The sequence below is a fragment of the Rhizobium sullae genome (genome assembly GCF_900169785.1).
Lineage (GTDB): Bacteria > Pseudomonadota > Alphaproteobacteria > Rhizobiales > Rhizobiaceae > Rhizobium > Rhizobium sullae.
Genome location: NZ_FWER01000090.1, coordinates 1 through 13,844, shown reverse-complemented (window position 1 = coordinate 13,844; position 13,844 = coordinate 1). Strand labels below are relative to the sequence as shown.

15 protein-coding genes are annotated in these 13,844 nt (G+C 61.0%); 4 read left to right on the top strand and 11 right to left on the bottom strand.

Annotation, left to right across the window (positions count from 1 at the left end):
- On the top strand, nt 1-308 hold a 308-nt coding region (locus BN1800_RS37210; protein ID WP_280173996.1), incomplete at its 5' end, for an adenine deaminase C-terminal domain-containing protein.
- A 119-nt stretch (nt 309-427) separates the two neighbouring features.
- Here BN1800_RS37210 and BN1800_RS37205 read toward each other — a convergent pair.
- From BN1800_RS37205 to BN1800_RS37180, 6 genes are all read right to left on the bottom strand, one after another.
- Complete coding sequence (locus tag BN1800_RS37205; protein ID WP_027508206.1) at nt 428-1,597, bottom strand: M20 aminoacylase family protein; 1,170 nt, start codon at nt 1,595-1,597, stop codon at nt 428-430.
- An 85-nt stretch (nt 1,598-1,682) separates the two neighbouring features.
- The gene (locus BN1800_RS37200) at nt 1,683-3,188 is read right to left on the bottom strand and encodes a tripartite tricarboxylate transporter permease (protein ID WP_027508205.1); all 1,506 of its coding nucleotides are present in this window, start codon (nt 3,186-3,188) and stop codon (nt 1,683-1,685) included.
- A gap of 9 nt (nt 3,189-3,197) precedes the next feature.
- The gene (locus BN1800_RS37195) at nt 3,198-3,659 is read right to left on the bottom strand and encodes a tripartite tricarboxylate transporter TctB family protein (protein WP_027508204.1); all 462 of its coding nucleotides are present in this window, start codon (nt 3,657-3,659) and stop codon (nt 3,198-3,200) included.
- Between the two features lie 198 nt (nt 3,660-3,857).
- Nucleotides 3,858-4,841 carry a tripartite tricarboxylate transporter substrate-binding protein gene (locus BN1800_RS37190; RefSeq protein ID WP_087005609.1) on the bottom strand — a complete coding sequence of 328 codons (984 nt, stop codon included), beginning with the start codon at nt 4,839-4,841 and terminating at the stop codon, nt 3,858-3,860.
- A gap of 199 nt (nt 4,842-5,040) precedes the next feature.
- A complete protein-coding gene (locus tag BN1800_RS37185) occupies nt 5,041-6,369 on the bottom strand; it encodes a sigma-54-dependent transcriptional regulator (protein WP_027508202.1) in 1,329 nt (442 codons plus the stop codon).
- Nucleotides 6,366-8,198: a sensor histidine kinase gene (locus BN1800_RS37180; RefSeq protein WP_425299099.1), complete on the bottom strand. Its 1,833-nt coding sequence runs from the start codon at nt 8,196-8,198 to the stop codon at nt 6,366-6,368. The genes BN1800_RS37185 and BN1800_RS37180 overlap by 4 nt, the downstream gene beginning before the upstream one ends.
- A 152-nt stretch (nt 8,199-8,350) precedes the next feature.
- Here BN1800_RS37180 and BN1800_RS37175 point away from each other — a divergent pair, with 152 nt between their 5' ends.
- Nucleotides 8,351-9,013 (top strand): sulfite oxidase-like oxidoreductase, encoded by a 663-nt coding sequence (locus tag BN1800_RS37175; RefSeq protein ID WP_087005603.1) that lies wholly within the window; start codon nt 8,351-8,353, stop codon nt 9,011-9,013.
- On the opposite strand, the gene BN1800_RS37170 is transcribed toward BN1800_RS37175, so the two are convergent.
- The 3 genes from BN1800_RS37170 to BN1800_RS37160 all read right to left on the bottom strand — a co-directional run bounded on the left by BN1800_RS37170 (nt 8,998) and on the right by BN1800_RS37160 (nt 10,683).
- A complete protein-coding gene (locus BN1800_RS37170) occupies nt 8,998-9,654 on the bottom strand; it encodes a hypothetical protein (RefSeq protein WP_425299098.1) in 657 nt (218 codons plus the stop codon). The genes BN1800_RS37175 and BN1800_RS37170 overlap by 16 nt on opposite strands.
- Before the next feature lie 72 nt (nt 9,655-9,726).
- Nucleotides 9,727-10,461 carry a CbtA family protein gene (locus tag BN1800_RS37165; protein ID WP_027508198.1) on the bottom strand — a complete coding sequence of 245 codons (735 nt, stop codon included), beginning with the start codon at nt 10,459-10,461 and terminating at the stop codon, nt 9,727-9,729.
- Between the two features lie 12 nt (nt 10,462-10,473).
- Nucleotides 10,474-10,683: a CbtB domain-containing protein gene (locus BN1800_RS37160; RefSeq protein WP_087005597.1), complete on the bottom strand. Its 210-nt coding sequence runs from the start codon at nt 10,681-10,683 to the stop codon at nt 10,474-10,476.
- 211 nt (nt 10,684-10,894) lie between these two features.
- Here BN1800_RS37160 and BN1800_RS37155 point away from each other — a divergent pair, with 211 nt between their 5' ends.
- Nucleotides 10,895-11,452, top strand: coding sequence for a histidine phosphatase family protein (locus BN1800_RS37155; protein ID WP_087005594.1), 558 nt, complete (start codon nt 10,895-10,897; stop codon nt 11,450-11,452).
- 317 nt (nt 11,453-11,769) lie between these two features.
- On the opposite strand, the gene BN1800_RS37150 is transcribed toward BN1800_RS37155, so the two are convergent.
- Both BN1800_RS37150 and BN1800_RS37145 read right to left on the bottom strand, forming a co-directional pair.
- Nucleotides 11,770-12,105, bottom strand: a complete 336-nt coding sequence (locus tag BN1800_RS37150; protein WP_087005591.1) for a hypothetical protein — start codon at nt 12,103-12,105, stop codon at nt 11,770-11,772.
- A 225-nt stretch (nt 12,106-12,330) separates the two neighbouring features.
- A complete protein-coding gene (locus BN1800_RS37145) occupies nt 12,331-12,534 on the bottom strand; it encodes a hypothetical protein (protein WP_143534236.1) in 204 nt (67 codons plus the stop codon).
- 873 nt (nt 12,535-13,407) lie between these two features.
- Here BN1800_RS37145 and BN1800_RS37140 point away from each other — a divergent pair.
- Nucleotides 13,408-13,638, top strand: coding sequence for a hypothetical protein (locus BN1800_RS37140; protein ID WP_087005585.1), 231 nt, complete (start codon nt 13,408-13,410; stop codon nt 13,636-13,638).
- Nucleotides 13,639-13,844: the final 206 nt, after the last annotated feature.

Sequence of the window (13,844 nt, the reverse complement as noted above, 5' to 3'; positions counted from 1 at the left end):
CCGCTAACGCCGTCATCGCCGCCGGCGGCGGCATGGCCGTCGCCAGGGATGGCCAGATCGAAGCAGTGCTCCCCCTGCCGCTTTCCGGCCTCGTCACCGAAATTTCGCTGGAGGACACCGCCTCCGCCTTCCGCAACATCCGCAAGGCAATGGAAAAGATCGTCGACTGGCAGCCACCCTACCTCGTCTTCAAGGCCTGCTTCGGCGCAACGCTCGCCTGCAACGCCGGTCCGCATCAGACGGATCGGGGGATTGCAGATGTTTTGACCGGGAAGCTGCTCGAGGGACCGGTGTTGGAAATTTTGTAGCTGACGCGGGAGTTGCCGCTCCCCCTCATCCAGCCCTTTGGGCCGACCAGGGTCGGGCCAACGGTCTCGATCTGTCCTTCGGACCCCACTAGGGAGAAGAGGGGCTACCGCAAAACTGTCTACGCCACCAGTTCCTGCTCCACCAGCTTCACCCAATAAGCCGCACCATACCCAAGCGCATCATCGTTGAAGTCATAAGCGGTATTGTGGTGCAGAGCGCCATCAATGGCAGGCCCGTTTCCGAGCCACACGTAACAGCCCGGCGCATTCTGTTCGAAGAAGGCGAAGTCGTCCCCAGCCGTCGAAGGCGGAAAGCTGGTGCGCACCTTCTCTCCAAACACCGCCCGTGCGGCAGCCACCGCCCGCTGCGTCGCGTCGGCATCGTTGACGACCGGCGGAATGCGCCGCTCGAATTGATAGTCAGCGGCAATGCCGTACATCACCGCCGTACCCTCAGCGAGGCGGCCGATCTCCTGCTCAAGTTGGTCGCGCACGTTGGCGGAATAGGCCCGCGCGGTCCCGCCGATCTCGACCACGTCCGGGATCACGTTGAGCGCCTTCGGGTCACCCGCCTGCAGTGAACATGCGCTGACGACGGCTGGCTGCAGCGGGTCGACGACACGGCCGACGATCGTCTGCAGCGAGGCAAGGAATGTGCCTGCTGCGGTAATCGGGTCGCGTCCAAGATGTGGCTTTGCGCCGTGCGTGCCCGTCCCGCGAAAGGTGATGCGCCAGCTATCCGAAGAGGCAAGCTGCGGCCCTTCGACCACCGCAATCTCATCGACGGCAAGCCCCGGCAGGTTGTGCAGACCGTAGACGGCATCGCAAGGGAAGAGTTCGAAAAGCCCCTCTTCCACCATCCGCCTTGCACCACCTCTGCCTTCCTCTGCCGGCTGGAAAATGAAATGCACGGTGCCCGAAAAGCCCGTGCTCGCTGCCAGATGACGCGCCGCGCCGAGCAGCATGGCGGTATGTCCATCATGTCCGCAGGCATGCATCTTGCCGGGCATGGTCGATCTGTACGGTCGCTCGGCGATCTCCGGCATCGCGAGCGCATCCATGTCCGCGCGAAGGCCGATCACTCGCGTGCCGTTTCCCACTTGCAGTGTGCCAACGACCCCCGTGCCGCCAAGCCCGCGATGCACCTTGATGCCCGCTTCCTCCAGCAGCTTCGCCACGATGCCACTCGTGCGCTCCTCCTCGAAGCCGAGCTCCGGATGGGCATGCAGATCGCGGCGCAGCGATGTGAGAAAGGCCAGATCGTCCTTGATCCGTGCGGGGATGTTCATGGGCCTGGATGTCCTGTCATGCGAAACGGGCGCCAAAACGGCGCCCGCGTCGGGTTATCCTTTGTTCAACAAAGAGCGGCGAACTTCAACCCTCCTCGACGAAGACCTCTTCGCGCTTCTTCTTCACGCTCGGCAGGAAGACGACGATGAGGACTGCCGCGGCGATCGCAAGAAGGACCGCGCTAATCGGCCGCGAAACGAAGGTCATCGGATCGCCCCGCGAAAGGATCATCGCCCGCCGCAGGTTTTCTTCGAGCAGCGGACCCAGCACGAAACCGAGCAGCAACGGCGCCGGCTCGCATCTGAGCTTGGCGAGGAGGTAGCCGATGAACCCGAAGAAGGCGACGGCATAGAGGTCGTAGACGTTGGAATTGACGCTGTAGACCCCGATCGAGCAGAAGGCCATGATGATCGGGAAGAGCACGTAGTAAGGCACCGTCAAGAGCTTCACCCAGAGCCCGATCAGCGGCAGGTTGAGGACGACGAGCATCAGATTGCCGATCCACATCGAGGCGATGATGCCCCAGAAGAGCGCCGGCTGCTCGGTCGCGACGTTCGGTCCCGGCACGATCCCCTGAATGATCATCGCACCAATCATCAGCGCCATCACCGGATTGGCCGGGATGCCGAGTGTGAGAAGCGGAATGAACGAGGTCTGCGCGCCGGCATTGTTGGCCGACTCTGGGCCTGCGACGCCGGCAACTGCACCCTGGCCGAATTCCTTCGGCTTGTCCGAGATCCGCTTTTCGACCGTATAGGAGGCAAAGGACGCGAGGATCGCGCCGCCGCCTGGCAGGATGCCGAGAGCCGAGCCGATCGCTGTGCCACGAAGCACTGGCGCGATCATCTCCTTGAATTCTTCGCGTGAAGGCAGCAGGCTGGAGACCTTTGCTATCAGAACCGTTCGGCTCTTCTCCCCTTCCAGGTTGCGCAGAATTTCGGCGATGCCGAAGACACCGACAGCAAGTGCCACGAAATTCAAGCCGTCCGCATATTCGCGGATGCCGAGCGTGAAGCGTGGTGTGCCGGTATAGATATCCGTGCCAACGAGGCCCAGCAGCAGCCCGAGCACCACCATCGCCAGTGCCTTGATGACGGAACCGTGGGCGAGCGCGATCGACGACACCAGGCCGACAACCATCAGCGAGAAATATTCCGCAGCGCCGAAGCGCAGGGCGATATCGGTCAGCGGCGGCGCGAAGATCGCGACAAGGAAGGTCGAAACCGTGCCGGCGAAGAAGGAACCGAGTGCTGCGATCGCAAGCGCCGCCCCCGCCCTGCCGCGCCGCGCCATCTGGTAGCCGTCGATGGCGGTCACCGCGGAGGAGGATTCGCCCGGCATGTTGATCAGGATCGCCGTCGTCGAACCGCCATACTGCGCGCCGTAATAAATGCCGGCGAGCATGATGAGCGAAGACACCGGCTCAAGCTGGAAAGTGATCGGCAGAAGCATGGCGATCGTCGCCGTGGCGCCGATGCCGGGCAGCACGCCGATCAGCGTACCGAGCAGAACGCCAATCAGACAGAAGAGAAGATTGGCCGGCGTTGCCGCCGTCGCGAAACCGAGTGCCAGATTGCTGAAAAGTTCCATCGCGGCCTCCTAGAACCGGACCCAGGGGCCAAAACGCTCGAACGGCAATCCGAGACCGTAACTGAAAACACCGACGGAAAAGGCCGTCAGCAGAGCCGAGAGCAAAATCGCGCGGAGCACCGTCATCCGATGCGAGGCGAAGCAGGCAATGAAAGCGGTCAGGAAGATCGAAGGCACGAATCCCAGCCCCCGGACCGTCAGCCCGAAAAAGATCGGCGCAGGCAGGATGAACAGCATGCCGCGCCAGGCAAGCGGCCCCATCGGCTCGCCCTGCGCGCGGATCGCTTGAACAAAGACGGCCGCGCCGAGAATGATCAGCACCGCTGAAAGCAGCAGCGGGAAGTAGCCCGGGCCCATGCGGAGCGTCGTCCCCAAATCGAGACTGTAGGATTGGATCGCAAAAAATGCGCCCGTCGCGACGAGTAGTGCGCCGCAGATGACATTGGTGGCATCGAAACTAACCGATTTCATGGTGTCTCCGTAGGTTGGAGATGGTTTCCCTCAGCGCAAGTGGTTCTCACTCATCCGGCTGCCGCCACCTTCTCCCCGCCGGGGAGAAGGGACGTGTGGCACTGTTCCCGCTCACGGAAGTCATGCCGAATGCTTACCAGAGTCTCCTCTCCCCAGCGGGGAGAGGGTTAGGGTGAGGGGGCCAAATGGCACTACGCCTCAGTCGGCATACTCGCCGGCAGCGTCGATCACCGGCTTCCAGCGAGCGATTTCGCCTTCAAGCTTCGCCTTCAGGGCGGCAGGCGTAGCGTCGGCTTCCGCCGACGGCGCAGTGCCTAGTTCCGCGAAGCGAGCTGCAACGTTCTGGTCCTTCAACGCCACTTGCAGCGACTTCGACAGACGCTCGTTGACCTCTGCCGGCGTACCCTTCGGTGTGTAGATGCCGTGCCAGATGCCGACTTCAAAACCGGGCAGACCGGCTTCGACGGCCGTCGGGATATCCTTCAGGACGTCGAGACGCTTCGGCGAGGTGACGGCGTAAGCCTTGATCGTGCCGCCCTTGATCTGCTTCGTCGTGTTGGTCGTCTGGTCGCACATGAAGTCGACCTGGCCGCCGAGAAGATCGGTCATCGCCGGGCCAGTGCCCTTGTAAGGGACAGTCGTCAACGGCGTCTGGATCGCGCTCATGAACATCATGCCGCAAAGATGCGAGGCGGCACCGATGCCGGCATTGGCGTAGGTCACCGTGTCCTTGTTCGCCTTCACATAATCGATCAGACTTTTCAGGTCCTTCGGCTCCAGATCCTTGCGGGCAACGATCGTCATCGGAACCTCGGTGACGAGGCCGACATAATCGAAGGCGCCGAGCGTGTCATAGGCAAGCTTGCGGTAGAGCGTGGCGCTGGTCGCCATGCCGATGTGGTGCAGGAGGATGGTGTAACCATCCGGGCTGGCTGCGGCCACCCGTCCCGCGCCGAGCGTACCGCCCGCGCCGCCGACGTTCTCGACGACGATCTGCTGGCCGAGGTCCTTGGACATGGATTCGGCAACGAGGCGGGCAACCGTATCGGTCGGGCCGCCGGCCGAGAAGGGCACGACCATCGTGATAGTGCGCTCTGGATAGGTCTGCGCGGATGCGCCGTTTGCGAGAAGCGAGACGGCAACGGCCGCCGTCATGCCAAGCATGGCTTTCAGGATTTTCATCTTTTTCCTCCCTGATGAAAACAAAATACCACCGACGCTTCCCACGCGCCAATGCGAATAGGGCCATTAGCACGTCCTGAACCTGCTACCGCAATCAGCCCTGCCCTCCCCTTCGCGCGAATTCCTCACGTGTGCGGCGCAGCATGGGTCGATTCGGAAACAAACGGGTTTGATGATGTGTGGAAATCCACCCATTCGCCTACTCGGAGACGAGTAGCTTCTTGTCCAGCCCGTATTTCTGCATCTTTTCGTACAGTGTCTTCCGGGAGATCTGCAGCGACTCGTAGACCGGTTTGAGGCTGCCGCCATGCGCTACAAGCGCACTGGCGATCACGCTGCGCTCGAACTCCGCGACCCGATCGGCAAGGCCGCTGACCTCGCCCAACTGCCGCTCTCCGTCGAGGCCGAGCACGAAGCGGTCCGCGGCATTGCGCAACTCGCGCACATTGCCAGGCCAATCCCGCTGGGCGATGTCGGAAATCACCTCGGGTGGTACCGCCATCTCGTCACGGCCGTAGCGTGCGGCCGCCTCGCGGACGAGTTGGAGGAACAGCAGCGGGATATCTGGCCGCCGTTGCGCCAGTGCCGGTACGTGCAGCGTCGCGACATTCAGTCTGTAGAGAAGGTCGGCGCGGAAGCGTCCCGCAGCGACTTCGACTTCGAGATCGACCTTGCTGGTCGCGATGAAGCGCACGTCGAGCGGCACGATGTCGTTCGAGCCGAGGCGGGAGATGACCCGCTCCTGCAGCACGCGCAGGAATTTCGCTTGCAAATCAAACGGCATCGACCCGATTTCATCGAGCAGGATCGTGCCCCCGCGGCCGTGCTCGAACTTGCCATAGCGAGGCCGCACTGCACCGGGAAACGCACCGGCTTCGTGGCCGAAAAGTTCGCTCTCGATCAGGTTTGCGGGCAGCGCCGCGCAGTTGATGGCTATGAACGGCCGGCTCGCCCGGGCACTGATGTCATGCAGCGCCCGCGCGACGACCTCCTTACCCGCTCCCGTCTCGCCGACAATCAGCGTATCGGCATCGCTCGCCCCGATCGCGCGGATGCGATAGCGCAAATCCACCATCACCTGCGTGCGGCCCGGCAGACGCGCTTCGATATCGTCGCGTTTCCCGGCAACGGCCCTGAGCACGCGGTTCTCCAGCACGAGGCTGCGGCGCTCCATGGCCCGCCTTATCACTCCCGCTAGCATCTGCGGCGTGAACGGCTTTTCGATGAAATCATAGGCGCCCTCGCGCATCGCCTTTACCGCCAGTTGCACGTCGCCATGGCCCGTGACGAGGATAACCGGCACTTCCACGTCGATCTCGCGGATCTTCTGCATCAGCGTCATGCCGTCGGTGCCGGGCATCCGGATATCACTGACGACGACCCCTGCAAAACTATAGCCGATCAGCTCCAGCACATGGTCGGCGGTGGAAAACGTCTCGACGCTGAAGCCCGAAAGCTCCAGTGCCTGCGCCGTCGACCGGCGCAGCTCCTCCTCGTCGTCCACCAGCAAGATCTTCTGCTCGCTCATTCCGCCGCCTCTGGCATCATACCGGCCGCCGATTGCAGATCGATGCGGAACACGGCACCTCCTTCCGGATGACTGGCAGCCATCAGGCTGCCGCCGAAATCCTTGATGATATTGTAGGAAATCGAAAGCCCGAGCCCCAGTCCCTTGCCAACGCCCTTGGTTGTAAAGAAGGGATCGAAGATGCGCTCGGCGATCGCCGCCGGCACGCCCGGTCCATGATCGCGTACCGTCAGCACCACTTTGCCCTTCTCCTCCAGGGCCGTCACCTCGATCCGCCGGTCTTCGAGACCTTCAACGGCATCGGCCGCGTTCGAAATCACATTCACCAGAACCTGTTGCAGGCGCACGGACCCGGCACGGACGACGGGCGGACGGGGGCCGAGATCGACCCGCAAGTCGGCATCTGCCGCCTTCAGCCGCCAGGCGATGATCTCCAGCGTATCGCGGATCGCTTCATCAAGCGGCACCGGACCGAGCTTCTCGTTCGGCTTACGGGCGAAGTTGCGCAGATGCTTGCTGATGGATGCCATGCGGTCAATGAGCCCGCCGATACGCTGGATATTGTCCTGTGCCTCCGCCGTCCGCCCGCGATCCAGGAGCACGGCCGCGCTGTCCGTATAGGTCTTTGCTGCGGCAAGCGGCTGGTTGAACTCGTGCGAGAGTGCCGCCGACATCTGGCCAAGCCCGGCGAGCTTGCCTGCCTGGATGAGATCGGCCTGAGTCTGGCGAAGCTGCTGCTCGGTCAACCGCCGCTCGGCGATCTCCTCTTCGATACGGCTGTTGACGCGGGCAAGGTCGGCCGTGCGCTCCTCGACGCGCCGCTCCAGCTCGTTGCGCGCTTCCGCCTGCAGATGCATGCGCTCGTTGAGCCGCATCCGCCGCTGCCGGAAGATTGCGATCGCCAGCCCGGCGATGCAGAGAATGAGGAAGACGGCGCCAAGTGCGGTGCGCGCCTGCGTGCGGATGGAACCGGTATCCATCAGTACGTTCACGGTCCAGTCCTCGGCCGGCATATAGTGCGAGAGCACGAGGTATTCCTTTTGCACGCCTTCTTCGACAAGCGACATCAGCTCATGCTCTTCGAAATGGCTGCGCGTGATCGGCAACGCCGTCAACCGCGCGTTCGCGTAGCGGCGGGACGCTCCGGTGCGCGCGATGCGGTCTGCCGTCAGCGGCAAAATGCCGTTATAGAGCCAACCCGGCTTGCCCGACATGAAGATGATGCCTTCGGGATCCGACACGAAGATGCGGTATTCGCCGTCGCCCCACGAAGCCTCGATCATGTCGATATCGACCTTGAAGACGATAACGCCGCGGATTTCGGCATCCGCATGGATCGGCGAGGCGAAGTAATATCCGCGTTTCAGTGAGGTGGTTCCCAACGCATAGAACCGGGACTGGCGCCCGGCAAGCGCATCCTGGAAATAGGGCCGGTAGCTGAAATTCTCGCCGATGAAGCTGCCCGGCAGGTCGAAGTTGCTTGCCGCGATCGTCTCGCCATCCGGCTTGATCACATAGATATCGGAGGATTTCAGAAGCCCGTTGATCTCCTTGAGATAGAGATTCGCCGCATCGCGCAACGCTTGGTCGTCCGGGCGGCTGACCAGTTCCTTGATGTTGTCGTGATCGGCAATCAACGCTGGCAGCGCCTCATAGCGGTTGAGATGGCCGCTGAGCGCGGAAACCGCCAACCTGAGCGCCGTTCCGCCTTGGGATGACGCCTCGCCCATATAGGCGCGCGTCGCCACCGCCCCGCCATAATAGAAGAACGCGAAGACGACAAACGGCACCGAAAACAGCGCGAATATCAGCCTGTGTCTGGACGACAGGTCCGGCTCCTCCCCTTTGCGCCTCCTCCCCCGAGAGGCATACCCGACACTTCAAGTCTAATGACCGGATACCGGATTTCCAAGAGGCGGATTGTCTTGACTCGCACGGGGCCTGGATATCCTATTGCGCCAACGCGATGAGGATACCCTGCATGAGCGACGAGCAGAACCCCGCCGACAGCAAACTCACCACCTCGAAGCGCCGCTGGGCCGCCGAAGGCAAGTTTCTCACCGGCCGCATCAGCCGTCCGGAAACCGAGCGTCTGCCGCCCGGCCAGCATCTCGTCAAGAACTGGCCGGTTCTCGACCTCGGCCAGCAGCCGGTTATTTCATTGGACACATGGCGGCTGGAGGTGCGCGGGCTCGTCGAAACGCCGCTCGACTTCAGCTGGACCGCCTTTCAGACGCTCGAAGAAAGCACGAAGGTCAGCGACATTCATTGCGTCACCACATGGTCGCGCTATGACAACGAATGGAAGGGCGTCTCGACACGCGACCTTCTCGATCTCGCAATGCCGAAGCCGGAAGCCAATTACGTGATGCTGACGAGCCATGACGGCTATACGACCAATCTGCCGCTCGCCGATTTCGCAGCCGAAGACGCGATCCTTGCAACGTCGTGGGAAGGCCGGCCGCTGACGCGCGATCACGGCGGCCCAATGCGCTTGGTCGTGCCGCATCTCTACTTCTGGAAAAGCGCCAAGTGGCTTCGCCGCATCGACCTCATCCCCGCCGACCACGCCGGCTTCTGGGAAAAGAACGGCTACCACATGTATGGCGACCCGTGGCGCGAGCAGCGCTATTCGGACGACTGACCGCTAAGCAGGCGCTTGGCCGCAATGAACACGCCTAAGAGAATGCCCATAAGCGCCGATAGCGACGCCATGCTTGCCGCGTGCATGGGAATCTCGCTCCAGCGCGGGCGCACGACATTCGCCGTGTTGAATGTCTCGCCACTGAAGCGGCAGGTGATCAGCGAAAGTCCGCGCCGTACCATCTCGGCATCGGCATCTGTGATGATCGCCGATGCGGCATCGGCTTCCCGCGGCATGTCGCCAATGGCGATCAGAACGGCCTTGGTTGCAGCGAGATAAGCATGGGCGCATTCGTTGAATGGGCTGCGCTCGTCCGTCACACTTCCGGGCATTCGGCCCCAGCAGCAGTAAGAATACTGGATCCGCGCATAGTTCAGCACCCGCCGGAACGGCTCGTTGGTATCGGTCGCCTGCGAGGCAAGATCGATGATCCGATCCCGGTATTCCGCCATCACCGCCATCTCGCCATGCGAGATTTCCGGGATCGGGATGCCGGTATGGCTGCCAGCGGAGTTGCTGCTGTGAGCGAGTGCGCTGCCGGTGGCGGACAAAAAAAGTGCCGTCAGGCTTAGTCTTGCCACCCATCGCTTCGCCCTCCTCGGTTGACGAGATCGCGGCAATTTTGCCAATTGTTCCCTCATCCCTGTGTTCGTCACAGGAATGAGGAGTTCTCTTTTGACAAGCCCACTAAGAGGCAACGCACTAAGTCCGGATCACCGGAACGCCGGACGCATACCCGCCCGCAGCGCCAGACGGCGTTCGGCTAGCGCTCCGAAGACGATCCCGAGAGCCGCCCACAGGATGACGTGCATGCCGAGCGATGTCGTGCGGAAGCGCCAGAGCACCATCGCCGAATAATACTCCGGTATCTCGTTGATCGGCGGCAGCATGTACTGAACGAAGCCAATGAAGACGAGATAGACGGCACCCGCGAGGATCGCAGCGTTCCAAATGCCGAAACGTGCCGAAAGATTGCGCGCCAGCGCCACCGCGGCGATGAGCGAGGCAACGGAAACGACGATCATCAGGAAGAAAAGCTCGGTGCGCACGCCGATCGTATCCGGACTGCCGACCGCCGGCGGGTTGGCCGGGTATTTGACCGCAGGAACGAGGACGATTGCAACGAAAGCGGCAAGCGCGATCACCGCGGCTGTGCCACGGGCGCTGAGCTGGCTGAAACGGCCGTGAACGAAGGCGAAGGCGAGCGAGAAGAGGCCGCCGACAGCAATCGCATAAGTCATCACGCCGGTGAAGAGGCCGAGACCGGCCTGTGTGGCACGGCTGACGAGTTCAGGCTCGGCTCCTTCGCCGGCGGCCTGGGCAGCGGCTTCCTCGAAGGCAATTGCCTGATCGACCAGCGGCTCGCCGAATGTATAGGCAAAGGCAAACACCAGAATGCCAGCGACCGCCCCCGCGAGCATGCCACGGAGCAAAAGAGTTCCAACCATGTCTGTCGTCCTTTAGTGGCAGGGGAAGCCGAGAAGGTGGCGGCCGTCATGCACGAATTCGTGGACGTAGCCGCCGGAAAACAGCGCCATGGCGCCCTCTTCCGTGCCGACGAAATAGATGGCGATGATCATCAGCAGGCCGCCGAAGATCGCCCAAGGCAGGATCTCCCCTACCGGGATCGGCACTGGTGCTGCGACGGGCGCGAAAGTGGTGTCAGACATGTTTTCCTCCTGGAAGACGCGTTCAGTAGAAAGAGCGTTGTACGGTAGGGTCTGACTTCCAGCCTGCTTTCGCAGACTGGTCACAGTGGCGCGACCGCGCCGGATTTTCACCGGCTTCCAAACCCGCAACATGACCGTTATATCTACGGGCGGAGAACTGTCAACGAGACTTCATCTGGCTCCCCATCGCATTTCCGGAGAACGAAGGAACGTGCATACCCGGCTCACCTGGATCTGCCACGACCTGACGAGCGCCGGCCGTAGCGGCCGCTTTCCGCTAGACGAACCGCTTGAGGAAAACGCCGTCGCGAAGACGCGGGCGATTGCCGGTCAGCTACAGCGGGCTGATCGCGTCCTCACAAGTCCGACGCTGCGCACGCGCCAAACCGCAGAAGCGCTCTCGCTCAGCTCTCTTCCCGATTCGCTGCTTGCCGACTGCGATTACGGCCGGTGGAGGGGAGTGGCAATCGCCGACCTGCAGACGCAGGAGCCCGACAACCTGCTCGCCTGGATGAGCGACCCGGAATCAGCACCGCATGGCGGCGAAAGTATCAGAAAACTCGCAGAGCGGCCGGCCGAATGGATGGAGATGCAAGCAACGCTCGGCGGCCATGTCGTCGCCGTCAGTCATGCCGCGCTCATACGCACTGCTATCCTGAACGTGCTGCAGGCCCCACTCTCCTCTTTCTGGCTTGTGGATATCGAACCCTTATCCGTCATCCGCATGACCCATAATGGCAGCCGCTGGGCACTTCGCTTCGGCGGCTGAAGTCGTAATTTCGCTAATTTTTCAAGCATTAAATTAGATCAGCCTTACGCAAGCAAGTTGCGTCATAGCTATTGAACCCGGTTTACCGGGCGCTAAGTCCTTGCCCCGAGGAGACAGGCCATGACCTATGATTGGAGCGGGGAGCGTACACGGCGCATGCGTCTTTTGCGGATCGCGACCGCCGTTATTCTCGTCGGCCTTGTCATCAGCGTTCCGTTGCTGATGACATAGGCAAAAAAGGCGAGCAGTCGTCAAACTGCTCGCCTTTTCTTTAAATCTCTATCGAACGGGAATTCAGAACTACCAGGACATTCATTTTAGTGCTTGATAGTCGTGCCCGTCACCGACACTGGATCGCTGGCCGGAAACGTATCCTCGAGCCCCTCGTCAAGCTGCTCCTCGAGCGTCAAACGATCGTGAGACGCGCGCGCGCTCAGCTTGACGCTCATCGTCCCGCCCTCCGGCGTCTTGACTGATGCGATCTGGCTCATCAGCTCTTTCGCCTTTTCTATGGCATTCTGGCGATTGAGCGAGCGTTCAGCATCGTTCCTCAACTGGACGGAAACGACCTCGCCGCCGTCGCCGACGAATTCGACCGTAAAGCCAGCCTTCCCGCCCCCAAGGGGGATAACCTGTGTTCCGACGACCTGCATTGGATTTCCTTTCTTTGAACGCCGAAAGGAAAACGAAAATGCCACCCGCTTGGTTCCAGCACCTATCAACCCGGGGAAGCAAGAAGTAACAAGAGAACTGATGATAACGGGTGACAATGGCGCTCATCAAGCGCGGGCGGCGCGGGAGAAGAAGACAGCTCCCTGGCGCCCGCGCGACGCGCGAAAGGGGTCAAACACGATTTTTCATAATGAAAATATCGTGCTCTATTCGCCAAATTCCCTTTGCTTCGCCCAGTCGATCAACTGTGAAATATCGGGATAACGATAGGTTTTCCAGTTCTCAGGGAGGAAGCACCGGACGTCATCAATCATGATGGCAACCGATTGAAAATTACTCATGTTGGCAGAGATCGATGCGAGCTCATCTACCACTGGGGCAATCCTGCTCAACTCGATAGGTGATGCCATCCGAGTAGTGTCCATCGAGCCAGAAGTTTATATCTCGCGTGAGTCTCGGTGAGCGTAATCACTTCGCTCCTTCACCGCAAAGAGCCCCAACGCATCGGGGCTATTTGTTGACAAAGAGGAACGCCGGGAGACGTTCACAAGATCAACGCATCATACGGACCATGGTTTCCGTACCCTATCATACCGAATGCTCGGAGATTGAGGCGGACCGCACAGCCACGTGCAAGAGGGAAGCACGGTTACAGGAGAGCTTGGCCGCACGATCCATTCTGCTCAACATTTGAGGCGGTTGAAAGTTCCCAGTCGTCCGATGGCTTAATTTCATCAACCGACACGAAAGCCACGATGCAAAGATCGCCTCAGCATTGTAACCCGCGCTCGACACCTCTACGGCATTCCGTTCGTTATTTGCGCATGCGAACTGAAGGCTTCCCGCGCATCGGGCGGCGTCCCTCTTAGAAGGGACTGCGCGATAAGCAGGACGACGCCACGAGTTATGTGATGGAGAGCTGACCGCTCTGCCAGGGCATTCACAAAGATGACGAATTTGTCTGCCGCGGGACAACGACCGGGCTCGCCATTGAGGGGTTTGAGACGAGCCCTGCCGCATCCTGGCTGCGGTTGTCTGGATCCTACAGCACAGGCATCACGCGACTTCGCTGGGCGAACGGGGGACGCACGCCAGCCGCGATTAACGGGCGAGCTCGTCGCGCGACACATGGTAAATGCAAAGCGCATCAAAAGGTTCCTGTGCGCTATGAACGTATTGCATCACGACATGGCGGGCGTATGCTGCCTTGCCGGCCCCGAGTTTAACGGCTGAGACCGGTTGAGAGACTCGTTGCGCTCTTGCCATTATTGGAGGGGCTATAGATGTCTCTTCTAGACCTTCTTCCGCTCAATGAAAATGAAATCGAGCTGGTCACAACGGTGGTTCGCCAGTGGTGCGCAGATCATCGTGTCCTGATAGAGAGCGGCCGCGGCCGCGTAGCCATGACGACAGCAGTGGGTCTGGTGATCTCAGGCGAACGCTCGCCTGAAGCGTTGTCGGAGGCTCTTGGCCGTTGTATGCGGATCGAGCAGTACAACCGGCCCGTAGATTAAGCGCCTGCTTTGTACCGCTGGCGGGAAATGCTTTTTCGAAAATTCCAGAACCCAGTGTTAAATTTCCGGAATTTCGCGACCGGCTACAGGCTACGACCTGTTACCGATGTCTCCGGGTCGGACACAATGTGCCCGACCTGAGAGATAGGTGACGTTTTGTACCGGAGACATGGGTGACACTTTTCGCTTTTTGGCGGGAGGTGTTG

Excerpts from the sequence above, each read along its gene's own strand:
- BN1800_RS37205 (WP_027508206.1), bottom strand. The coding sequence starts at position 1,597 with ATGAACATCCCCGCACGGATCAAGGACGATCTGGCCTTTCTCACATCG.
- BN1800_RS37200 (WP_027508205.1), bottom strand. The coding sequence starts at position 3,188 with ATGGAACTTTTCAGCAATCTGGCACTCGGTTTCGCGACGGCGGCAACG.
- BN1800_RS37195 (WP_027508204.1), bottom strand. The coding sequence starts at position 3,659 with ATGAAATCGGTTAGTTTCGATGCCACCAATGTCATCTGCGGCGCACTA.
- BN1800_RS37190 (WP_087005609.1), bottom strand. The coding sequence starts at position 4,841 with ATGAAAATCCTGAAAGCCATGCTTGGCATGACGGCGGCCGTTGCCGTC.
- BN1800_RS37185 (WP_027508202.1), bottom strand. The coding sequence starts at position 6,369 with ATGAGCGAGCAGAAGATCTTGCTGGTGGACGACGAGGAGGAGCTGCGC.
- BN1800_RS37175 (WP_087005603.1), top strand. The coding sequence starts at position 8,351 with ATGAGCGACGAGCAGAACCCCGCCGACAGCAAACTCACCACCTCGAAG.
- BN1800_RS37170 (WP_425299098.1), bottom strand. The coding sequence starts at position 9,654 with ATGAGGGAACAATTGGCAAAATTGCCGCGATCTCGTCAACCGAGGAGG.
- BN1800_RS37165 (WP_027508198.1), bottom strand. The coding sequence starts at position 10,461 with ATGGTTGGAACTCTTTTGCTCCGTGGCATGCTCGCGGGGGCGGTCGCT.
- BN1800_RS37160 (WP_087005597.1), bottom strand. The coding sequence starts at position 10,683 with ATGTCTGACACCACTTTCGCGCCCGTCGCAGCACCAGTGCCGATCCCG.
- BN1800_RS37150 (WP_087005591.1), bottom strand. The coding sequence starts at position 12,105 with ATGCAGGTCGTCGGAACACAGGTTATCCCCCTTGGGGGCGGGAAGGCT.
- BN1800_RS37145 (WP_143534236.1), bottom strand. The coding sequence starts at position 12,534 with ATGGCATCACCTATCGAGTTGAGCAGGATTGCCCCAGTGGTAGATGAG.
- BN1800_RS37140 (WP_087005585.1), top strand. The coding sequence starts at position 13,408 with ATGTCTCTTCTAGACCTTCTTCCGCTCAATGAAAATGAAATCGAGCTG.